General features: G+C 63.8%; 15 protein-coding genes. 8 read left to right on the forward strand and 7 right to left on the reverse strand.

Going from position 1 to position 22,399, the window contains the following annotated elements; genetic code table 11:
- Positions 1–74 precede the first annotated feature (74 nt).
- On the forward strand, positions 75–1,730 hold the full coding sequence (locus tag ACIBW7_RS02645) for a hypothetical protein (RefSeq protein ID WP_397043365.1): 1,656 nt from the start codon (positions 75–77) through the stop codon (positions 1,728–1,730).
- Positions 1,730–2,488 carry an ESX secretion-associated protein EspG gene (locus ACIBW7_RS02650; RefSeq protein WP_397043366.1) on the forward strand — a complete coding sequence of 253 codons (759 nt, stop codon included), beginning with the start codon at positions 1,730–1,732 and terminating at the stop codon, positions 2,486–2,488. Before ACIBW7_RS02645 ends, ACIBW7_RS02650 begins: the two co-directional genes overlap by 1 nt.
- A gap of 100 nt (positions 2,489–2,588) precedes the next feature.
- On the opposite strand, the gene ACIBW7_RS02655 is transcribed toward ACIBW7_RS02650, so the two are convergent.
- The 6 genes from ACIBW7_RS02655 to ACIBW7_RS02680 form a co-directional block, all read right to left on the reverse strand.
- The gene (locus tag ACIBW7_RS02655) at positions 2,589–4,484 is read right to left on the reverse strand and encodes a PQQ-binding-like beta-propeller repeat protein (RefSeq protein ID WP_397043367.1); all 1,896 of its coding nucleotides are present in this window, start codon (positions 4,482–4,484) and stop codon (positions 2,589–2,591) included.
- 427 nt (positions 4,485–4,911) lie between these two features.
- On the reverse strand, positions 4,912–5,385 hold the full coding sequence (locus tag ACIBW7_RS02660) for a DUF4254 domain-containing protein (protein ID WP_397043369.1): 474 nt from the start codon (positions 5,383–5,385) through the stop codon (positions 4,912–4,914).
- A 986-nt stretch (positions 5,386–6,371) separates the two neighbouring features.
- Positions 6,372–6,812, reverse strand: a complete 441-nt coding sequence (locus ACIBW7_RS02665) for a DUF4254 domain-containing protein (protein ID WP_397043370.1) — start codon at positions 6,810–6,812, stop codon at positions 6,372–6,374.
- Positions 6,809–7,300 (reverse strand): DUF4254 domain-containing protein, encoded by a 492-nt coding sequence (locus tag ACIBW7_RS02670; protein WP_397043372.1) that lies wholly within the window; start codon positions 7,298–7,300, stop codon positions 6,809–6,811. Before ACIBW7_RS02670 ends, ACIBW7_RS02665 begins: the two co-directional genes overlap by 4 nt.
- Positions 7,301–7,303: 3 nt before the next feature.
- Positions 7,304–7,594: a hypothetical protein gene (locus ACIBW7_RS02675; RefSeq protein ID WP_397043374.1), complete on the reverse strand. Its 291-nt coding sequence runs from the start codon at positions 7,592–7,594 to the stop codon at positions 7,304–7,306.
- Positions 7,595–7,940: 346 nt separating this feature from the next.
- The gene (locus ACIBW7_RS02680; RefSeq protein WP_397043376.1) at positions 7,941–8,231 is read right to left on the reverse strand and encodes a hypothetical protein; all 291 of its coding nucleotides are present in this window, start codon (positions 8,229–8,231) and stop codon (positions 7,941–7,943) included.
- 116 nt (positions 8,232–8,347) lie between these two features.
- Here ACIBW7_RS02680 and ACIBW7_RS02685 point away from each other — a divergent pair, with 116 nt between their 5' ends.
- Together ACIBW7_RS02685 and ACIBW7_RS02690 are read left to right on the forward strand one after the other, a co-directional pair.
- Positions 8,348–9,253, forward strand: coding sequence for a helix-turn-helix domain-containing protein (locus ACIBW7_RS02685; protein ID WP_397043378.1), 906 nt, complete (start codon positions 8,348–8,350; stop codon positions 9,251–9,253).
- A gap of 9 nt (positions 9,254–9,262) precedes the next feature.
- Complete coding sequence (locus ACIBW7_RS02690; RefSeq protein WP_397043380.1) at positions 9,263–9,631, forward strand: DUF397 domain-containing protein; 369 nt, start codon at positions 9,263–9,265, stop codon at positions 9,629–9,631.
- Between the two features lie 542 nt (positions 9,632–10,173).
- Here the strand turns inward: ACIBW7_RS02690 and ACIBW7_RS02695 are convergent.
- A complete protein-coding gene (locus tag ACIBW7_RS02695) occupies positions 10,174–10,854 on the reverse strand; it encodes an NUDIX domain-containing protein (RefSeq protein WP_397043382.1) in 681 nt (226 codons plus the stop codon).
- Positions 10,855–11,027: 173 nt separating this feature from the next.
- Between ACIBW7_RS02695 and ACIBW7_RS02700 the strand changes: the two genes are divergently transcribed.
- The 4 genes from ACIBW7_RS02700 to pglX all read left to right on the forward strand — a co-directional run bounded on the left by ACIBW7_RS02700 (position 11,028) and on the right by pglX (position 22,379).
- Positions 11,028–11,903, forward strand: a complete 876-nt coding sequence (locus tag ACIBW7_RS02700; protein ID WP_397043384.1) for a hypothetical protein — start codon at positions 11,028–11,030, stop codon at positions 11,901–11,903.
- Between the two features lie 71 nt (positions 11,904–11,974).
- Positions 11,975–13,957, forward strand: coding sequence for a hypothetical protein (locus ACIBW7_RS02705; protein WP_397043386.1), 1,983 nt, complete (start codon positions 11,975–11,977; stop codon positions 13,955–13,957).
- Between the two features lie 586 nt (positions 13,958–14,543).
- The gene (gene pglW / locus ACIBW7_RS02710; protein ID WP_397044150.1) at positions 14,544–18,782 is read left to right on the forward strand and encodes a BREX system serine/threonine kinase PglW; all 4,239 of its coding nucleotides are present in this window, start codon (positions 14,544–14,546) and stop codon (positions 18,780–18,782) included.
- The gene (gene pglX / locus ACIBW7_RS02715) at positions 18,783–22,379 is read left to right on the forward strand and encodes a BREX-2 system adenine-specific DNA-methyltransferase PglX (protein ID WP_397043388.1); all 3,597 of its coding nucleotides are present in this window, start codon (positions 18,783–18,785) and stop codon (positions 22,377–22,379) included.
- The last annotated feature ends 20 nt before the right edge of the window (positions 22,380–22,399 follow it).

Here is a 22,399-nt window from a genome sequence, read left to right on the forward strand (position 1 = left end):
GGGAAGATCTGCTGGTAGTGGCCGTGTTAGGCTCCGAACGGACCGATCGGTGATGCCTAGGGGGAATGACCACGATGGGTGATCAGGACAAGCCATCCACGGCGTCGATTCCCGGTCTTCAGGATCTGTTGGACCAGCGCGACGTACAGGTTGCTACACAGAGGTCAGCCGATTCGCAATCACGAGCACGACGCGATGACGCGGAACTCAGCGACTTGGGCGCAGGCGCTGACCCGGATTACGTCAACACCGAAGAGCATTTCGAGGGCATGACGCTGGAAGCGATGTACGCCGCGGTCCACGGTGATGGCACAGGTGAAGGCGGTTTGGACGCGTCGGGCCTGCAAACATTGCGTAGGACGTGGTTCGAGGCGTTCTCCGAACTGGCGAACCTGTCCACGTTCAACCTGATGGGGCTGAACCGGGTCTTCGGCAACGGGGGCTGGCAGGGCGCGAGCGGGTCAGCTGCCCAGAGCGCGTCGCAGCAGTACTCGGCGGTTGCCAACCAGGTGGGGCGGGTGTTCGAGACGATGAGCCAGCGCCTGGATTCCCTCGCGTGGGCTGCTGAGGCTGTGCGCATCGCCGTCCCGGCTCCGCCGTCGTCAGTAGTAGATGGACTCGATCCGGATAATCCTGCGCAGTCGGTGCTGCCGGGCCTGATCAATCCTGAGTATTCCGATCAGGTCGATAACGCGCGGGAAGAGGCCCGGCAAGCGGCCATCAGGGCGCTGAACAGTGTGTATAAGGAGACCTTTCCTCCGGCGGGATCTGGGGTGCCGACGTATGCGACGGTTCCGCAGATCGGGGCGAATGGGGACCCCGGCGTCGTCGGCGCGAACAATGGCACCAGTCCCGGAAGCACTGGAGCGGGCCCTGGCACGTCTGGAGATCCGTCCGGGGCTGATAGCGCTACGGCACCGCAAAACGCCATGTCTGATCCGTCGTCACCGACCGCGACCCAGCCATCCGGTACGAGTCCGGCAGGGGTGCGCATACCGGAGACGGCGGGCACCGGTCCCAGCACGACAACAACACCTGCGGGTGTCGGTAACGGCTTCGGCTCGCCCGGAGCGGCTGGGCTGAGCGGACTCGGGAGGGGAGCAAACGGGTTTGGCGGTCTCGGCACGAGTCCTCGGGTGGGTGGCCCGGGTTCGTCGGTTCCAGGAGCACCTGGTGCTGCTGCTTCTGGGGCGGTCGGCTCTGCTGCGGGCGCGGCGGCAGCATCTCGGACTGGGACGGGCACTTTCGGGCCGATGGCGCCTGGTGCCGGTGCCCGACGTAAAGACGGTGAAGGCGACGGTGAGCACCGCGCTCCCGACTATCTGCGGGGAGTTGCCTCGGATTGGACCGAGGGGTTGGACACGCCTGTCGAGGTGATCGGTGAGGCTGGGTTCCCCGAAGCGGATCCGTTTGCCATCGTTGAGGCGGTTCCGCCGACGCCGGTCCGCACTCGGCAACCGATAACACCGACTTTCGTTGAGGCTGAACCGGTCGAGCCGCGAACCGCGGTCGACGCCGCTCCTGCGCCGGCCGCAAATACGCTGCCAGCGTCGGAACCCCGTGCATCCTTAGACACCGAAGCAGAGCCGGGCCAGTCGGCTGGGTTCTCCGGGACGGGCCCCTCGCTCGATGATCTCTTCGCCGAATACGGGTGGAGCGCAGACGATGCCGGTGCGGCGACGGAGCAGCCAGCCGGTGAGCCCGAGAAGCGAAGGTCGGGCGCCGAGTAGTGAAGACCCAGACGGTGTGGACCTTCACTCCGGACGAATTCGCGTGGATTTGGACCGAAACCGGGCTCGATGTCTATCCGGACCCGATCAGCATCCTGGAATCGGCCACGACCGCAGAGGAATACACGAGGCTGATCCAGGCGATCAGCGCCCGCTACCCACGCGGAGCAGATCCCGATCTGACTGGGCCGCTTCGGGTTCTCGCAGATCCTGATCTACGGATCATCTGCAAAGGCCGATCCCTCAACTCCCCCAAGCGAGTTCGCTCGCTCGGCGCGACGAGGGCAGACCTCGGCGTCATCTTGTTCCAAAAATCCGGACCAACCCCAGATTTCGGCGGCGACATCAAACTCGTTGTCACCCAACGCCACCACCTCGCCAAGCACATCGCCGCGACCATGCCGCCGTCCCCGCCCGGTTCCGCCGAAACGATGATCGGCTACACGCCACGAGTGCGTGGCGAACAGCCGCCGACCTCATGGAAACCAGCGCCCAACGGCGAACGTGCCGTCGAAGAACGCATCCGCACTCTGCTGCGACTACCCCGCACCGCCGAGGGCCACTTCCGGATCCAACGCCACACCCACGGTCAACGGCCGCATCCACCGGAGTACCTGAGCTGGATCGACATCCGCAACGACCACCCGGCCGCCGGTCGCTACCTCATCGACGTCAACGACAACGACACCACCGTCACACCTGGTTCTCCCGCCGTCATCGTTCGTGAGCTGCATCGCCGCGTCGCGACCGGATCCTGATTGTCCTTCTGGCGCAGAGCCGATGAGCGAGCGATCGTGGCTGTCCGATCCATGATGGGCTTGGCCCTGCGGGTGATCCCCGGCTGCGGTCTGCTGTAGATCATGACGTTCCGAATCCGATGAGTTCAACCTCGGTGCTTCGGTAGCAGATCGCGACGACGGCGCCTGGTACTGCCATCGGTGTACTGCCGTCGCATCGGTTGTTGTCGCGGTCGAGCGGGTAGGTGGTGACGGGGGTGCCGTCGGTCCGACTCCATGAGTTGACCTCGGCATGAGGCTGGCCGTCGGTTCCTTCGTAGAGGGTCGCTTCGACGAGTTCGGTCGCGAGAAATATGTCCTTCGCTCCTGGGAGCGGGTAGCGGCCGTGGAGGCCGGAAAGCATGTAGCTGGCAGTGCTTTCGTCAATTGCCATCGCTTGCAGTGCGTCCGAATCGTAAGGGTGTGTCCGGACCTCGGTCAGCACGTCAGGGCCGTTCGGATCGGCGGCGATCGGCGTCGGGGTGTTGCCTGGAAGGATCGGGACGGTCGCGAGGCGATCGGGTCGGTCGAGGATGATCGTTCCGGATTGGTGTGCATCATAGGAAGACCAGCTGACGACGATGGTGTTGGCGAAGGTGTGGGTGAGCACAGTGGCGTCGGCCTTGGTCGGTATCCGGGCAAGTTCACGGGTGCTGATCACCGCACCGGTTTTCGGGTCCAGTGCGATGGTGGTGAGGCTGGTTTCGTTGCCGTTCGTGCACCGTGCGATCCGATAGACCGCGTTGTCGGTGACCAGGACGTCGTGGCGGGGATCGTTGCACCCTTCTACCGACCACATCGATGTTCCGGCCCGGCCGTCGTATCGCACTACATGCGTCCGGTTGGCAAGTATCAGAAACTGCGAGCCGGGTCGGAAGTCGTGTCCTCGCGGTAGGTGCCACGGATTCGTTTCCGACACCGATATGACATGGGTGTTCGGATCAGGGGCAGTCCGGGTGAAATCGGACTCGGTCCACAGCAGCTGCCCCGTGATCGCGTCGAATGCGATCCAGCCCTTGTTATCCCAGCGCGCGAGCACGACCGTGCCGCCGTCGACCGACCGCAGCGATCCGGGAATGTATTCGACCCCGAGTTCCTCGCCGCGTTGCGCGTTCGTGCGCAGGTAGTGCCACTGTGGCGTACCCGTGGGCCCGTCGTAGGCAGTGAGACCTTGGGTCGAGGCGAGCACGAAACCGTTTCCCGCCACCGCTATGTCCGGGGCGCGAAGGTCGTAGCCGTTGTCGGGATACCGATCGACGGCCATCAGCGGGATCGGGATCCGGTAGCGCTCACTACCCAACCTTTGTGGAAACGCCGGAACCCCCACCGCGGCAACAGTGTTGTGGTCGACGTTGGCGTCGTCGTCACCGGCGCTGATCGCGGCTGCGGTCACCCCTGCAGTGGCAACGAGACCCAGTGACACCAACGCCACTACGGTCCACCGACCCAACCGGTGCACATCTGCCGGACGTAGGGCAAGGCCGATCACGAGTACCGTACCGGCGAGCACGAGCCCGTTGGCGGCTACTGCGGTCGGCAACTGGGTGAAGAACGGGTACTCGAATCGGATGCGTCCGTACATGCCTGGCAGGTGAGCCTTGGCTGCCACGACCGCCGTCACCGTCGCGGCGACAAGCGCAGCGAGCACTAACACGATCGCCCGAGGGGAGCCTTCCCGTGCGCGCAATCCTCGGACAACAATGCCAGCCGCTACGACCAGCATGAGTGCGCCGAGTACCGCTGCAGTGGTCGCGAATCTGTCGGGCACGACGTTGATCGGTAGCCGGAACGACCCGAACACGTCCTCACCGTCGACCATCCGGTCGTCCAGCTGCACTTTCGCCGCGAAGAACCGGCTGTAGATCCCAAGGATCGTGCCGCCCGCGATAAGACCGAAACCGACGGCACCGGCAGCCGCCGTCAGCCAGGCCAGCCACCTGGACGAGCCGTTAGTTGTTGACGTGATGTCGGAATTCATTCTGTCCCCCCATGTGTACACGCCCCGCAGCACGGTCGTTGAGTTGTGGTGTCCTGCCACCGGAACTAGTCCACGGCCGTACTGGCGAACGCGACGAGGTCGGTGCGCCAATCTCGGTTCAAGTCGAGCGAACTTCGTCGAGACCGCAAGGGGCGTCCAACTTGTCGCCGATACCTCTCGGCCCATGGATCATCGGACCGCACAGCCAGGTTCGTCTCGGGATAGCGTTCGGATCGAGCTCGGTAAGGTCTGCAGGTCCCGCGTCGTTGAACGCGGTGATCGTGGCTCGCGACTCGAGTCGATATTCGCCACGATCCATGCTGCCCCCAATCTGCTGATCTGCGAGGAAGAGTACAGAAGGCGGCATCGGATTCGATCCACCAACTTTCGATGTCATCCCTGTTCTGTGGGTAGGGGTGGCTTGCCATTACAGCCCGCGTCTGTGATCGGGCTCGGTCGGATCTCGTTCCAGCACAGGGAATGAGAAGTCCGGCAGGCGGCGCGTTCCGGCCGCGATCTCGAAGCACAGATCGCTGTAGGCCACGGCGAGCTCGGTGAGGCGATGCTGGGTGTAGCGAGAAGCCAGTGTCGACGTGCCCTGCGCGGCGACGCGGGCATCGACCGAGAACTGAGCGAGCCGGTCGATCACCATGCCGACTGTCTCGGTGTGCCGATATGCGGCATCAAAGGCTGGCGGCTGATCGGCGCTCACCCAGCTGTCGATTCGGGACACCAGTCGATTGCGCTCGCGCTCGATCGTGCCGATATCGGTGCTCTGGTCCAGACGGGCCTCGTGCAAGCTGGCCAGTTCGTAGGCGCCTTGCAGGATCGGATGCGCGATGGCCACTGTTCCAGCGCAGGCCTGCAAGATCATGTCTTTGGACGGCAGCGGTGTCCTCATGCCTGCCTCACCGCGTGGGCCGGCTGTCCGGAACCTGCGGTCACCGAACCCCCGGCTCGCGGTGACCGCCGCGGTTCTTGTCGACGGTCCTGCGGAATCGCGGTTGCCTGGGCGCTTGCAGTATTCAGAATGAGCCAGCGCTGGTCTTGGCTTTGTGGGTGCGCGAAGATCGCTGTTGGGGTGATCATTTCGTCTCCCGATGTGTGCTTGGAGTTTCCGGAGTTGGCAGGCGAGGTGGTGATCCAGTTCGTTGGATCGTGCCGATCGCAGGGGAGTGGTCGCGGATGGTTGCGTCGGGTTGGCGCGTTGGACTGGGCATGTGGGGTGGTGATCGAGGTATATGGCGGTACTGAGGGTGTCCAGCGCCCGCCCGAGAACTAGGCATTGGGGTGGGCAGCGGCGGTGGATGCTCATGGCGCGTATCGCGTCGTCGTCGGTGAGCGGACCGGGGTCTGTGAGGCAGTCGGTCAGATGCGCCTCATCGTCGGGTTCGAATGGTGTCGAGGTTTTCACGACACGGCCCGTACTGCTGCCGCGTTGTCGTCGATGATGTGCGCTCCGATCCACTGGCATGGTTGGGCGTCCCATGTGCGGTGTTCGCCGATCTGGTTGTCGGACACCGGGACTGAGCCGCAGAGCACGGCGGGGCAGGTCACGCTGACTAATCGGTTGTCGCCGTCGAATTGCGCGCGCCCGCAGTCGGCGTGCAGCCGAACATGGCTACAGCCGGTTGCGCCATGGGTCGGTGTGGGCTGGTGATAGCGAGGGTGTGTGCGGTGCGAGGTAGTGGGCGTTTGTGGTGGATGTGATTGGATCCAGCGTCGCCAGTTCAGGCGGAGGGCGAACCGCGCCGATGCGGGGCTGGTGTGGAAGTTGTGCCGGGTGCGTGTCCTGTTGCAGTACCGGTCATTGAACATGGGGCAATGCACTCCCTTTCGTGGGACGATCGGCGATGGTGGGCGGAATACTTTGGGGGACAGTTCTATTCATTGCCGTGTGGGGTGTTGTGGCAGTCGGCGGATGCCGCAGGACAGTTCGTCGGCCAGGTCCTGATACGCGTCGGCGGCCTCGGCGAGCTGCAGTGAGGCGTCGTAGAACAGTCCGTCCGGTGCGGTGGCGAGCGCGATATGGGTGTGCACGGCCAGCTGCGCGAGCTGGTCGATGACCTGCCCCATGGTGTGGGTGGATACGCGCGCGGCGGGGAACGGGATCGGGGTGGCCGCCACCACCCATTGATCGATTGCCGACATCACGCGGGCACGTTGCCGGTCGATGTGCTCGAGTGCGCGCAGCGGCGTGTGTTCGCGGGTCTGATGCAGTATCGCGAGTTTCCCGGCCGCGTCCAGCATGGGATGGTCGGTCATGGTGGGGAGCCCCCGGCAGGCGGCGAGCACGGCATGTTTGTCGGGGAGTCCGGCGAAGGTCACCAGTGATCTCCCAGGGCTGGAAGTCGCCGCGCCCGCCGCGCGATGTCGGTGGTCAGATCGGTATAACCATCGACCAGTTCCGCGAGCCGGGACCAGGCCGCGTGCACGGCGGGGTCGGCAGGATCGATGGTCATCAACAGGTGGTAGGCGTGAACCTGGGCTTCAGCCAACCGGGCTATCACCGCTCCCAATGTCTCGGTGTGCATGCTCGCCCCGGGCCGCGGGATCGGCAAGTGATCGGTAACCCACACATCCACCGCGAGCGCGAGTTCATCTCTACGGCAATGACATTCACTGCCGAACATGGCCAAGCGCCGCTGGTAAATGACACCGAAGTCGTGCGCCAGCTTCGCCAGTGGATGGACTCCTACGTGATGCCCCCGGATCGCCGACAACAGCGCCTCACCCGAGGGGAACAGCGCTACCGCGCCGGGTTCGCAACTGCCCGAGACTCTTGCGCTCCCAGCCGGATCTGGAATGCTGTGCACAGCTCACCGCCACACCACAGAAGACCGGACCGGGCTGAGGAGCCGACGAGCAGCGGAGACCACGCTGGTACGTGACGGCAACGAATGCGCAGTCGAGGGCTGCGACACCCAGAACCATCCGGTCGGATGATCGGTCATTGGAAGCCAGACTCGTTCGCCGGACGCGAGGATCTGCACACCGCGTTCCTCTAATTGGGCCAGCGTGTGCACGCCGAGCCTGCCGCCCCACGCCGGACCGACGAGGAAGACCCAGTCGCGATTCGGTCGTGAGTAGCTGATGATCGGCATTGACACGCACCGGGTCTCCTCGAGAAGTACCTCGCGCACGTGCCTGCCTAGACCCGCGGGCATCGCCACCGCACCCAAAGCTGGAGTGGCAATCACCGAAACACGCTCGAACGCACACGACACTGCGAACCCCAACCCGCGATACACGTGGGCGACCTCGGCCACGCTGTGGCAGCGCTCGAACATCACCGCGCCTTCCGATGACGGCTCTGCTGTTCACCGACCACCAAAAGCGGCACCGTCCGCGGCCGGATCGGCTTCCACGCCTGCTCCGCAAGATCACACCGCTCACGCGCTGCCTGGTTACTGAGCACCGCGATACCCGAAGCGCGCGGCACTGCCCGCCCATGCATCATCGGGAAATCTCCGTCAAGTAGCGGATAGATTGCGATCGCTTCGGCGGCGGCCAGGTGCACTCCGTTGCCGCCATACCCGTTAGCTCGAGCGCGGTCAGGCCAAGTGGTTGGACGCACTGTTGAATCACCGAAAGTTCCTCCGCAGCAAGGAGTGCGGCAACAGCTTGACGTTCGGTGAGTATCCGCCCTGGCAGGTAGCTGACGACCCAGCCGCCATCGCCGGCGCTACGGGCGTGGTGTGCGGTGCGATCGCTGCGTAGCAGCTTCAAATCGTGGAGAACGGTCATAGCTGATCCCTGTTCCCGGTCGTTGTTTCGCGGTCGAACCGCCCTGCATCGACCATAAGCAAATATATAAGCACATACAAGTGCTTATGAGTGCTCGGATGAGTAGCCTTCAAGCTGTGGTGAATACTGAGTCGCACGACTTTGGATCGCAGGAGGACCCGGGAGTGACCGTCAGCCGCTCGGACCCGTCAGCGCTACGCTTCCTGATCGGACACGAGCTGCGATCCGCGCGATTGCGTGCCGGGGTCAGCCAGGCGGATGCTGCTAAGGAGCTTGGCTGCACTCAACCGAAGATCAACAACATGGAGACCGGCAAGTATCAGCAACAGCCGGATGAGTCCGCGAAGTTGATGCGGCTTTACGGAGCGGATGTCGATCAGATTGACCGCATCGCATCTCTTGCTGGCCGAGCGGACCAAGCGACGTGGTGGGCACCCTTCAGTGAGGTTCTGCCGAACTGGTTCAAGGCGTTCGTCGGTCTCGAAGGCTTGGCTACGAGCCAATTCACCTATCAGGCAATGACCCTGACCGGTCAGCTTCAGACCGAGGGTTACGCGACCGCGCTGCTCAGCGGTGGTCTCCAGATCGCGCCGTTGGATCTGCCCCAGGCGATTCGGGCTCGCATGGCGCGACAGCGTTTAGCCAACGAGACCGATCCTCTGCGTCTTCAGGCGGTCATCGAGGAGCACACGCTCGACAGGCTGGTCGGCGGGTCGGCGGTCATGGCCGAGCAACTTCAGCATCTGCTCGAGCTGATGGAACGCGAGAACGTCGAACTTCGCGTCATGCCAACCAGTACGGCTGTTCATGTCGGTCTCGACGGCGATTTCACGCTCCTGAACTTCGACGAAGCGCTGAGTCTCGGCTACATCGAGTATCAGACGGGCGCCCTTTACGTGCAGGATCAGGACCAGGTCGAGATGTATAAAATGATTGCAGATCGACTCCGATCTCTGGCTTTGCCGAGTGAGGAGTCCGTCCAGGTAATCCGCGGGCGCCTGGATCGTCTCAAGCGAGCGTAGGAGTATGGAATGACTTCCCAGGACCGCCTGGTGTGGCGGACCTCGAGCTACAGCGGAACGAACGGCGGCCAGTGTGTCGAAGTCGCTTTCGGCGGCCGATCGGTGTTCATCCGCGATAGCAAGTACAGGCGGAATCCCGCCAATGACCTCGCAGCCGAGCCGGTCATCGAGATACCTGCGAAGCACTGGGATACGTTCCTCAACGCCGCAGTTCAGAACGATGCCAAGATTCCGGCCGGTCTTCCTGCCATCACCCGTCATGGATTATGTGAGGTGAGCATTGCCGCTGAGGATGGCACCACGCTTACCTTCACGGCTGCCGAGTGGATCGCGTTTACGGCAGGAGTCGGGGACGGCGAATTTGCAGCCGCGGCCTGATCACCGCTAGTGCAACTGCACTCGCACGGTTCGATGCTGGTAGACCTGGCCGGTGGTGATGGATTGTGCTGTGGCCGAGCTGAATAAGCGGGACGGCGGCCACATGCATCGCTGATCCAGCTACGGTGATGCGAGGAGATCTACAAGGTCGGTAATCAATTCCTGTGTGGCGGGATCGTCTGCGAAGATGACCACGCCTCGCATACCCCGGGTCAGCAATACCTTGTAGGTCGCCCTTGAGCAGCAGCCGCACCGGAAGAGGTTGCTACGTGCTGAGGTCTTGGGAAGGCGCGTGGTCGACGTCGACAGTCAGTCGATCGACCCGAGGTGGGCGGGGACGTGGCTGGCGGCCCGGCGGGCGCGGCTAGGTCTTTTTCGCGATGGCGGTCTTAGGCGACTTATGGCGGCCTGTCCTACCGTGCTTCGTTGAAAGAGAACTAACACAGGCGGATCGGGACGACTCGGTCGCTGTGCGGGAAGCGTGGGCGTTAAACGATTTCGGCTCCATTCACTTGCTTTTCTGAAAGTCGGACAGGGCCGGATCATGGACAGATTCTGTTCAAGCTGGATTGTGTAGTTGTGCGTAGTATCGCCGGATACAGAATGGCTGCGGGGCCGCAGCGGTAAAGCGCAGCAGGGCGGCCGCCGTGGCGGTTTGTCTGCTCGCCGGTGGGGATTAGCATACCTTCCGTGCCGGTAATTTTTCGGTGGAAATTCCGCTGGTCAAGGGGCTGGCCCCAGACGATCTCGTACACCTTGCGTAACTCGGCGACGGTGAATTCCGATGGGCAGAACCTGGTGGCGAGCGTGGTGTACTCGAGTTTGCTTCTGGCTCGCTCGACCGCGTCGGCGACGATTCGTCCGTGGTCGAAGGCCAGTTCGGTGTGGGCGTTCAGCACAGATTCGACGGGTGTCCACGCTGCGGTTCGCGCATCACCACCCGCTTCGGGTGCTGGAAGGTCGGGAACGAACGCGAGGTAGCAGACGGTCACCACACGTCTGCGTGGATCGCGGTTCGGTGAGCCATAGGTGCGGAGCTGCTCGAGATGTGTGCGGCCGAGGTCCAGGCCAGTCTCCTCGGCCAGTTCGCGTTCTGCCGCCGCGTCCAGGTCCTCGCGGTTGTCGTCGAGGAAGCCGCCGGGCAGGGCCTGGAAACCTTGCCACGGCGGAGTTCCGCGTTCCACCAGAAGGATTTGCAGAGTGTCGTCCCGCACGGTGAGCACGGCGAGGTCGACCGCGATGGCGACTTCGGTTGCGCGCCAGATCCGTTCGGCCATATTTGTCTCCTCTCCGCACGCCATTTTACGTCATATTGACGTAAACTTGCCTCGGTGACTAGCGTCACTGAACGGAGGTCTCGACTGACGCTCCGTTCCGATCACGTTGGGGAGAAACAATGATCGTGATTCTGACCGCTCTTGGCGTCGAGCAGGACGCCGTGCTGGAGCATCTGGTCGACATCAAGGTGTACGAGCACGACAAGGGCACGTTGTTCGATGTGGGCACCATCGCCGGGCACCCCGGGCATCGTGTTGTCGTGGGCCTCACCGGCGCTGGTACCACCACCGCGGCCGCGCTCACCGAACGCGCCCGAGCCGAATTCGCGCCCGCCGCAATGATATTCGTCGGAATCGCCGGTGGCTTGCGTGACAAGCTGGCCATCGGCGACGTCGTTGTGGCCACCAAGGTTTACTCCTACCAGGGCGGACGCAGCGAAGATGATGCGTTTCTGGTGCGGCCACGTTCCTGGGAGCTCTCACACCGACTCGACCAGCTGGCCCGCCGGCTATGTAGGGGCAATGGTTGGCACAGTTTGCTTCCCAAGCATGCGAGCACGGCCTCGCCGCAGGTGTACTTCGAACCGATCGCAGTGGGAGATGTGGTGCTGAACTCCTCCAGGTCAGAGCTCGCTCGCCGGATCCACGCGTCCTACAACGACGCGATCGCCGTGGAAATGGAGGGTTCCGGGTTCGCACATGCGGCGGCCCTCGCCGATCAAGTGCCTGCCATGGTCGTCCGCGGTATCAGTGACCACGCGGATGGAATGAAGGCGAGCGCGGACCGCGCTGGCGGTCAGTCCATCGCTGCGCGGAATGCCGCTGCGTTTGCCATTGCACTGGCGGCCTCCCTCGATCCGGAACCCAACCCAACGGCATCGACTCCCACATCACTCGCTCCGACCTTGCCCACGATCAAGAACAAGGTGATCGCACGTGACCACGCCAAGGTCGACAAGCAAATCGGCGTCCAGTTCAACTGGGGGCAGAGGTGATTGGGGACCCCGGCCTCACGCCGACCGAGGTGTCGGTGAACAGCCACGTGTCAGCGACGGGCGACGCACACGTGGAGCAACAGATCGGCACGCAATTCGTCGATTCCGTCCTGCACAATTCGACGTTCTATACCACCCTGCCCGGCGATCCGCCGGAGCGCCAGCACAAAGTCGCCAAAGCACACCTCGACAGCGGCAACCCCCGCCGGGCCGAAGAAATCCTCCACAGTCTGCTCGCGAACGGCCACACCACTACCGAACGCGCCTACCTCTACGTTCTTTCGATACTCAGCGACCGCTCGTTCACCGAGATCACCGCTGAGCTATCCAACGAGATCCACAACGCCATGAGTACGGCCTCCGGACTCCCTAGAGACGAATGGAGGGATGCACTCGACGTCGTCGACACGCTACTGCGCTGCGCCCATGCGGAATTCGGCGACGGGACCGCCGCGCAGGAACTCACAGGCGCGCTAGGGACGTTTGGCACGCTGACCGTGGATCGGCAGGACGAGATCGACAGGCACTTGAACCTGATTCTCAGCGGTGCTGTGCAGGAGCGACTTACCGGTGAGCGCAAGTACCAGATCGCGGTGGAACGGATGAGCGGTGACCGCGTCGAGCGCGCATGGAAGTTCTTCGAAGCCAATCCTCGACAGCCCATGAAGTGGCTGACACCGCCGCTTCGATCCACCGCCACCGACTGGCGGGACTCCATCCTCGGCTCTGTGGCAATGGCATTGGCGATCGTGTTCCTGCTGGTTGATGGGATCAGTGCCACCACCGTGGTCGGGCTGGCGTTGATCGCGGCGGGCGGTTACATGGCGTTGCGCTACACGACCGTGTGGCAGACCGATGTGCGCCGCGCCGAGAGCGTGGGGGGGAATTTCCAGCCGCCGCAGCCTTTTGAGCCGGAAACGAAGTTCGACACACTGGTCGACCAGTGCTTTCGGCAGGTGGCGCCCGGTGGCCTATGGGAAATCACGGCGGGCTATCGAGCCTATCTCAAACGTAGGCTGCAGCATCAGTTCAACGACGACGAAGTTCACCCTGGTGAGCTGAAATGGCTGATCATGTTGCATGGCGTGCGAGCCCGCCAACAGTACGACCACCCACCGGCTGAACCGCCCGAAGCGCACCGAGCATCAAACCTCCGGATCATCGGCGTAATGGTGTGGGCGACCGGACTGGCCCCGTTGGCAGTCGCCGGCCAGTTCGTGGCGTTTTTCCTTGCGGCAGGCGGCTGGTGGGGTATCCGTGGCATCGCTCGCATCGTCTCTGTCTCCCGGGCACAGAGTCTGCTCGATCATGATGCTGAGGTCCTGCTTGCCGAAGAGTCGGCACAGTATCACCGATGGGTCCAGGTTCTGGCCGACCGCCCAAGCGATGCGGAGATGGCGCACTGGCTGGCCTTGGACAAGGCCTACCTCAAGGACGACGCGCTGCGGCGAGCGAATCTTCGCGAGCGTGACCTGGTGACGCACGTAGTGCTGACCGGACGAGCTCCCTACGCGCGCAAGGGAAGAGTCACCAACGGGCCGCCGCGGTACGAGGCTTATCTGGTCTATATCTTCCTGCTCACTCCATACGGAATGCGTACCACGCGGACGTATCTGAGCCTCGCGACCGGTGATGTGCGCAACGAGCAACGTCAGATGTGCACTTACGATGCTGTGGCATCGGCATCCGTGGTGGAGAAAGGCGTTCGTACCTTCCTGGCCGACGGACGCCCTTCAGTCGACAACCTCAGCGGACGGGTGTTTCGGCTGACCTTGCTCAACGGCACGTGCATCGCCGAAGTCAAGGAAAATCCCCGACCGACAGGCGATCACCGGACCGGAGAGGACGACGAGCCGGGGGACGCGGCGTCTGTGCAGACGTCTGGGTTCGACAGCGCCCTGCAGATTCTGGAGGCGGTGGCGACCGAGGGCCGGGAATGGATCGCCCGTGACCGGGAGCGCAAACAGCGATGGGCACGAAACTGGTGCACGAGATCTTCTTCAGGTGATGATTCCGGGGCAGGGAAGAACTCTGGCCGGATAATCCTCCGCTGACCTGATCTCAGGGGTCGAAGATGGCGTTCCCGCGATGTCATTGGCCATTTGTAGATCACCGCAAGGCCCGCATGGACCAGCGCACCCGCGAACAGCTGCCCGCCCTGCCAGTCCTCGTGTGCCGCCAACGACCGGAGTCTCGTCGCCGCCCGAGTGTTGGCCGCAGTGCAGGGGACCGAACCTGACACCAACTTCGACGGGACGGAGGAAACACTGCGAAAGCTGTCGTTCCCAACGTGATCGGACGATTCGTCTGGTTGTTCGGAAGCGAGGCCCGCCCGAGATTCTGCCTCGGTCGCCGCTACGACATTCCCAGCGTGCATGGCACGCGTCGCATCCAGCTGATTGTCGCGTTCGTCGAACGGCCACCACAGCCGCACCACTTGACCACCACGTCTCGCCAACCGTTTGCGCGCTCGGCGGCCTACCACGCGATTTGCTACCCGCTCCCGGTCTTCTGGAAACGCGCCACCCATCGCGGCCAATTCGGCAGGATAGTCTTTCGACGGACACACAAAATCGAGTTCGACAGAACGCCGGACCGTGCATAACGGCGGGGGCGGGCGGGAGTGAAGGGGTGACACCGATGCAGGGCGGCCGGTGGGTGGAGGAAAGTCCCTCGCGGTTCCCGCACGAGCGCGAAGGTTTGCAGATTGTCAGGGATCTGCTCCCGGACGCACCGCCCTATCGGGCGTGGTCGAATTTCGAGTTCCGGGATCACGATGGACGCTGGCACGAGGTCGACCTGCTGGTGCTGACCCGCAGTGGGATGTACCTGCTCGAGCTCAAACATCTCTACGGCACGATCAGCGGAGATGACAAGCGCTGGAAACGCAGTCACGGCAAGAATATGCCCTCGCCGCTGCTGCTCGCCCGCCGCAAGGCCCAGTACCTCGCCAGCCAGTTGAAAAACGAGCTGCACAAGGTGTCCAAGGGCAAGGCGCCATCGCAGACTGTGCCCTACATCCAGGAATTGGTGTTCCTGCATCACGAGCACACCCGATGCGAGCTGCCGCTCGCCTCACGCATCAATCTGTATGGTCTCGACAACCGCGACCATACATCCGGCCTGCCCGGAATATCGAGCATCCTGCTCGCTCCACCCCAGGGCGAGCCGATCTCCGAGAAGCAGTCCGATCTGCTCGCCGGTCTGATCCACTCCTTCGGCATCCGCGCGCAGCGCTCTCGCGAGGTCGGCAACTGGATCATTACCGACGACACCCTCGGCGACGGCAACGGCTGGCAGGACTGGCCCGCAACCCATTACGTCGACGACACCCGCAAGGCCCGGATCCGGTTCTATCCACCGGTCCCCGGCGTCCCCGATGCGGAGATCCACAAACGCAAACGTGCTGTCACGCATGGTTTCCGGCTGCTGAACCGGTTGCGTCACGATGGCCTGCAGGTGCCGGTCGAACTGTGCGAGGACACCGAACTCGGCGTCGGCTGGGTTTTCGACGATCCGAAAGACTATGCGCGCCTGGATCTCTGGCTGCTCGACAAGCAATCCGGGCTGAGCCTGGACCGGCAGCTGGAGCTGCTGAACCGGATCGCCACCGTCGTGCAGTACGCCCATCGGCACCGCGTCGTGCATCGAGGGCTGAACCCGCAGGCCGTATCGGTGAAGGAGCGCGGCGACGTGCTGCTACCGCTGATCTCCGACTGGGACACCGCTGGCGTGCTGCCCACCGGGACGCTGGACACCGGCCTGCGCGGCCTGCCGTCCAGCCCGCTGTCCGGCCTGGCAGGCGACCGCCTCGAAATCACCAAACTGTACGCATGCCCGGAAGGCCGTACGAGCTCCGATCCGGCGCGCATGGATGTCTTCGGCCTCGGCATGCTGGCGTTCTACCTGGTTACCGGCGGCGCGGCCCCGGCCGCCGAACGCGGCGAGCTGATGGCGCGGCTTCGGCCCGGCGGCCTGGACGTGTCCGCGGAGCTGCCTCAGGTGCCATCGTCGTTGCGCAAACTGATCCTGGACGCCACTCGCCCGAGCCCGAGCGAACGACTGGGTACCGTCGCGGAATTCTTGAACCAGCTGGACGCGGTGCGCGCCGAACTTGTCGGGGTGTCGGGGCGGGCCGATCCGCTGGAGGCCGGTCCGGGCGACACCCTCGACGGCCGGTTCGTCTACAAGCAGCGGCTGGGTTCCGGGTCGACGGCGGTCGGCCTGCTCGTCACCGACGAGGAGGCGGCGAGCGCCGCGCGGGTGCTGAAGGTCGCCAAGGACGATGCCGCAGCGGTGCGCCTGCTGGCGGAGGCCCAGCTGCTGGCCGAGCTCGACCACGACCGCATTGTGCGGTTTATGCAGCGGGCCGAAGTGGGTGGCCGCATGACGCTCGTGCTGAGCTTCGCCGGCGCGACCACACTGGCCGAAGAGCTGTCGGCCAAGAGACGGCTGTCGATCAACTTGCTGGAACGGTGGGGCGCCGACCTGCTGTCGGCGGTGCATGGACTCGAGCAGGCCGGCATCGCGCACCGCGACATCAAACCGGCGAATCTCGGTGTGTCCAACCATAAGTCGGAATCCCATCTGACCCTGTTCGACTTCTCCATGGCCGGAGTCGACGCCCGCAACGTGGAAGCAGGCACCCCGCCCTATCTGGATCCGTTCCTCGGTACCGCCGACCGCAAGCAGTACGACAGCGCCGCGGAGCGCTACGGCGCGGCGGTCGTGCTGTACGAGATGGCGACCGGAACCCTGCCCCAATACGGTCCGGATCCGGATGCCAACCCTGCCACCGTCGAGCACGATGTCACGATCGACCCGGCGCGATTCGAACCGGCCGTGGCGACGGGCCTGGGTGAATTCTTCTCAGCCGCCCTATCCCGGGAGACCTCACTTCGTCCGGGCACCGCCGAGGAGATGCTGCGAGCGTGGCGCCAGGTGTTCAGCGTGCTGGACACCGCACCGACGATCGTGGACGCAGATCGGCAGGTCGGCGAGACAACACCGCTGGCCGATTCCGGTTTGAGTGTGCGCGCAGTATCCGCGCTGGCGAATCTGCAGGTGTCGACCATCGGGGAACTGCTCGCTCTGGACTCCACCAAGCTGAACCGGCTGCTGTCCAAGGAGACCACCGCCACCCGCAAGGAGATCGCCACCCGCTACAAACAGTGGAAACAACAGCTGGGCACCCGGAAACCGCCGGCCCGCACCGAATTTCCCGGCCTGTCGGAGGCGGTCGACCTACTGTTGACCGCGATCGGCACCGGCAAGCGCACCCGACGCAAGGCGCAGACCGCGGAATCCGATGCCGACAACAGGTCGACCCGACAGCAGGCCGCCGAACTGATTCTCGGTAGGTCCGGGCGCCTGGACGCATTCGCCAGCTCGGTAGAGCTCGGCGATGCTCTGGGGATGTCGCCGGCCCGCGGCAGCCAACTGTTGAAGGAGCTGCAGGAGGATTGGGGTGCCGTCCCGGCGACTGCGACCCTGCTCGACGACGTGGCGGCCGTGGTGACCCGGGTGATCGGCGATTTCGGCGGGGTAGCAGCTGTCGACATGCTCAGTGCCGAGGTGCGGGCGTTGCTACCAGAGCCGTCGGACACCGACGAGTACGCGGCCAGGCGCGCCGCCGAGGGCTTGGTACGGGTCGCCTTCGACCGGCTCAGCGAACACGAGCAGCTCGACGGTGCCCACAAGCTCGCGCGCCGCCGGCACGGTGGCCGCCTTTCCCTGGTCGCAGGTGACGAGAAACTGCTGGCCGCGGCCGAACGCGCGGGTCGGCGGGCCGACGACCTGGTCCGCGACGTTCCGGCAGGCGTCGTCGCGCCTGCAGTCGCAGCCCGGGAGGTGCGCGAGGCCTACCTGCAGGGGTACCGCAGTGCCGCACCGGGTGTGCTCGTGTCACCGCCCCCGGACGAGCGGCTGATCCGTCTGGCGGCCGCTGCCTCCCGCCAGGCCGTCGTCTCGGGCCGCGGCGAATTGCACGGCAGGTACATCGCACCGGCGGCGATGATCCGCATCGCCCTGGCCGGGCTGTCACAGTCGGAATCCCTCAGCACGACCGAGTTGCGCCAGCGTGTGGCCGCACGGTTCCCGGTGCCGGACAAACTGCCGATGCGCCCGGCCCTGGATGTCATTGTCACCAACGCCGAACTCGGCTTGGTCTATGACGAGTCCGCCAAGGTGTACCGGTTCCGGGACGTCGAGCCGCCCGGTGCCACCGGATTGCCCACCCGGAAGTCCACCACCGGCGTGTCCCTGCCACCCATGGATACCGAACCCGCGTGGACCGGGTACGCGGACAGCACTCGCGCCGCGATCCTGCGCCGCTCGATCGACGGTTACGGATTCCTCGCAATCGGCGTGCCGGTCGGTCGCGCCGACGACCACACCCGCGCCGCCGAGCAGCTGGCCGACCGTTATGGCGGCGACATCCTGGACGTCGCCGGCGCGATGGTGGCCGAGATCCGGGAGTTCACCGACGGCCGGGTACCGTGGCCCGACGTGTTGACCGCCGACGCCGCCGATGCGGCACCCCGCGACGCCCGGGGTTTGCGCACGGTCGTGGACCGCGTCACCCCAGCAGTCCTCGACCGCATCGACGCGGCGGTCTTCACCGAGCCCGGGTCCGCGCGTCCGCTGATCCTCACCGAACTGGGACCGCTGGCTCGCTACGGATTCCTGCAGCGTGTGGCCCGCTGGAGCGATCTGACCGCACCGCGCCGCCGCCCGATCTGGGTGATTCTGCCGGAGCTGCATCAGATCCGCGGCGCTCAGGTGGACGGGCTGCCGATCCAGCTCGGTTCTCCCACTGGACAATTCGTCGAGTACCGGCCCGGTGCCGACGCCCCCGACCCGGAAAGGGTGATGAGGTAGATGACCGGCATCGTCGGCCTGGTTCCCGCGCTGCGCAAACTTGTGCTCAAGCTGGAGGACAATCTGCGTGCACGGGTCGACGGGGCGGATGCGGTGGAGCGGCAGTCCGGTGCGTACACAGCCTGGCGCGGCGAGTACGACGAGGCGTTCGCGGCCCGTCGCACGGCCGCGTCCTGGGAAGCGTGGCGGGACGAGCGAGTGTCCCAGTCGGCCGTGGCCTGGGTACTGCTGACCGTCTTCGCCCGGTACGTGGAGGACAACGCACTGGTCACACCGCGCTGGATCGCGGGTGCGACCCCCGACGAACGCCGCAACGCCATCGACGCAAGGCAGGCGTACTTCACCGAGCAGACGACCCCCGAGTTCATTCCGTCGGACCGGGAATGGCTTGAGCAGATCGTCATCCATTTCGCCCGTTACGACGCGACCCGAGCACTGGTCGACGAGTACTCGCCGCTGCACCGCGTCGCCCCCTCCGGTGACGCCGCCCGGGCTATCCTCGAATTCTGGTGGGACACCGATGATTCCGGGGATCCGCAGTGGAGTTTTACCGGCGTCGACTCCCGGTTCCTCGGTGACGTGTACCAGGACCTTTCCGAGTTCGCGAAGAAGACATACGCACTACTGCAGACCCCGGAGTTCGTCGAGGAGTTCATCCTCGACCAGACCTTGACGCCCGCTTTGGCGGAACGGCCGCTGGAAGGGCTCACCGTTATCGACCCGACGTGCGGATCTGGGCATTTCTTGCTCGGGGCTTTCCGGCGGCTATTGCGGGAGTGGGAGCGGCAGGCGCCGGCGCTGCCGGTGCGGGTGTTGGTAGGGAAAGCACTGGGAAGTGTGTATGGGGTGGATATCAACGCGGCGGCCGTCGCCATCGCGCGGTTCCGACTGTTGCTCGCGGCGCTCGAGGCGAGCGGAGATAGCCGGATCGAGCAGGCGGTGGATTTCGAGCTGAATTTGGCGACCGGGGATTCGTTGCTTTGGGGGTCGCGGCAGCAGGCACTGGGAGATGATCTACTTACGCTGGGGCAGCAACAATACGCATACGCGACGGAGAATGTGACCGCGTTGAAGGAAATTCTGCAGCGGGCGCACGATGTCGTGGTGGGAAATCCGCCGTACATCACGGTCAAGGATTCGGCGTTGAACTCGACTTATCGCCTGCTATACTCGACTTGTCACCGACAGTATGCGCTGACTGTTCCGTTTATGGAGTTATTTTTCGACCTGGGATACACGGCACAGTCCATCCGCAGGGCTGGCTGGATTGGGCAAATCACTTCAAATTCATTTATGAAGCGCGAATTTGGGTCGAGGCTGATCGAGGAGTTCCTAGCGAAGCGAGATCTCCGAACGGTAATCGATACTTCTGGCGCTTACATTCCCGGCCATGGGACGCCAACTGTAATCCTGATCGCCCGCAACAGAGCGCCAACCGGAACCTCTGTGCAAGCTGTCCTCGGGATTCGCGGAGAGCCTGGGCGCCCAGAGATTCCCGCCCAAGGAGCCGTGTGGACCTCGATAGTTAAGAATTCTTCCAAGCCTCACTATGAAAGCGACTGGATCAGCGTCACCAGCCTTGAGCGATCGGCCCTCAACACGCATCCATGGAGTCTCTCAGGCGGTGGCGCGGTCGAGGCGCTCGCAACAATCGAGGCGAAGAGGAAATCACTTTCTTCGATGCCGGTAGTAATTGGAAGCGTAGCGATCCCGGGCGAAGAATCGGCATTTGTGGTACCCGACAAAAAATCAGCCGAGCGAAGAAAGTTGACCGCTGTTCCGATTATCGAGGGCGATCGCGTGCGGGACTACTGCACCGACGAACCCTCCCTGGTGGCATGGCCTTACGATCAGTCACTATCGCCGTGGATCGATTTCGATACCGAGAAGCACCTTTGGCCATGCCGTAGGGTCTTGCAAAGAAGGAAACGATTCGGGATACCGTTCGATGAACTTAAAGCCATCGATGAGCTTAAAGACATAAAATGGTGGGAGCTTCGGGAGGTCTATCCGGAAAGGATAAGGATCCAACCCGGAATCGCTTATAGCGAAGTAGCCACGCACAATCATTTCGTCTTCGATCGCGGAGGGAAGGTATTCAAGCAGACTGCACCGGTGATCAAGCTGCACAAGGAGGCGAGCGAGGATGATCATCTGAAACTGCTTGGCGTATTGAACAGTTCTGTCGCGTGCTTCTGGATGAAACAGAACAGCCAAGGAAAGGGCAACGGGGGCGTCAACGAAGGCTATCGCGGCGATCAGTGGGAGGTTTTTTATCAGTTCGCTGGTAGTCGCATGAAAGAATTTCCTCTTCCGGCGCACTTTCCAATCAAACGTGCCCGAGCCATTGACCAGTACGCACAAAGAGCTGCGGATCAGTCTCCTGCGGTCGTCGCCGCCCATTCGGTACCCACCGCAGAGTCACTCGACTCCGCCCGTGCCGAATACCACCGTATCCTTCACCAAATGATCGCCCACCAGGAGGAGCTCGACTGGGAATGTTACCGCCTTTACGGCCTGACAGACGAGGAACTCACTTACTCTGGTGACGTTCCCGAGATCGCCCTGGGCGAACGCGCTTTCGAAATCCTCCTGGCCCGCCGAATGAAGGATGGCGAACACACCGCCTGGTTCGAACGCCACCGCTCCACCCCGATCACCGAGATCCCACAGCACCTTCCCGCCGACTACCAGCGACTCCTGCAACGCCGCTTGGACGCCATTGCTGACAACCCGCACCTGCGCCTGTTGGAAAAGCCGGAGTACAAGCGCCGTTGGGCCACCGAACCGTGGGACAAGCGCGTCACCGCCGCTCTCCGCGACTGGCTGCTGGACAAGGTCGAAGATCGGGCCCTCTGGTTCGACCGTGATGGTCGCCCCACCCCGAAGAGTGTCGCCCAGCTCGCGGACGAACTGGACCGCGACGCCGATTTCCCCCGTGTCCTGCGTATGTGGGCACAGTCCCCTGAAGCTTCCACCAGCGCAGCCCTGAAGAAGCTCCTCGCCGAGGAGGGTGTGCCTTTCCTCGCCGCCTACCGCTACAAGCCCTCCGGACTGGAGACACGCAAGGCTTGGGAGCACACCTGGGCCGAGCAGCGCCGTGAGGATGCTGGCGAAACTCTGGACAAGCCGATTCCCGTCCCACCCAAATACAAGCCCACCGATTTCACCAAACCCTCCTACTGGTCCCGCCGCGGCAAACTCGACGTCCCGAAGGAGCGCTTCATCTCCTACCCGAACGCCAACCGCCCCGAGGATAATTCCGAACTTCTCGGCTGGGCCGGCTGGAATCACGCGGAACAGGCCCTCGCCCTGGCCGGGATCGTCGACAGTCGCATCCAGGACGGCGCCACCGAGACCACTCTCATTCCCCTGGTCGCGGGCCTGGTGGAGTTGTCTCCGTGGGTCCGGCAGTGGCACAGCGAGATCGATCTCGAATACGGCATCAGCATGGCCGATCTCATCGACGAGCAAATCCGCACCCACTGCGTCGAACTCGGCATCTCCCCGGAGGATGCAGCGGCGTGGCGGCCGAAGCCGACCGGACGCGGCCGCGGGACCACCGGGCGCACCCATGAGCCCGAGACCCTGCTATGAACATCGTGCGGCACAAGGCA

The sequence above is a fragment of the Nocardia sp. NPDC049526 genome, assembly GCF_044465765.1.
Classification (GTDB): domain Bacteria; phylum Actinomycetota; class Actinomycetes; order Mycobacteriales; family Mycobacteriaceae; genus Nocardia.

What these genes read in the sequence shown, in the direction of transcription:
- pglW (WP_397044150.1), top strand. Translation starts at nt 14,544, where the DNA reads ATGCAGGGCGGCCGGTGGGTGGAGGAAAGTCCCTCGCGGTTCCCGCAC.
- ACIBW7_RS02700 (WP_397043384.1), top strand. Translation starts at nt 11,028, where the DNA reads ATGATCGTGATTCTGACCGCTCTTGGCGTCGAGCAGGACGCCGTGCTG.
- ACIBW7_RS02655 (WP_397043367.1), bottom strand. Translation starts at nt 4,484, where the DNA reads ATGAATTCCGACATCACGTCAACAACTAACGGCTCGTCCAGGTGGCTG.
- ACIBW7_RS02690 (WP_397043380.1), top strand. Translation starts at nt 9,263, where the DNA reads ATGACTTCCCAGGACCGCCTGGTGTGGCGGACCTCGAGCTACAGCGGA.
- ACIBW7_RS02680 (WP_397043376.1), bottom strand. Translation starts at nt 8,231, where the DNA reads ATGACCGTTCTCCACGATTTGAAGCTGCTACGCAGCGATCGCACCGCA.
- pglX (WP_397043388.1), top strand. Translation starts at nt 18,783, where the DNA reads ATGACCGGCATCGTCGGCCTGGTTCCCGCGCTGCGCAAACTTGTGCTC.
- ACIBW7_RS02645 (WP_397043365.1), top strand. Translation starts at nt 75, where the DNA reads ATGGGTGATCAGGACAAGCCATCCACGGCGTCGATTCCCGGTCTTCAG.
- ACIBW7_RS02660 (WP_397043369.1), bottom strand. Translation starts at nt 5,385, where the DNA reads ATGAGGACACCGCTGCCGTCCAAAGACATGATCTTGCAGGCCTGCGCT.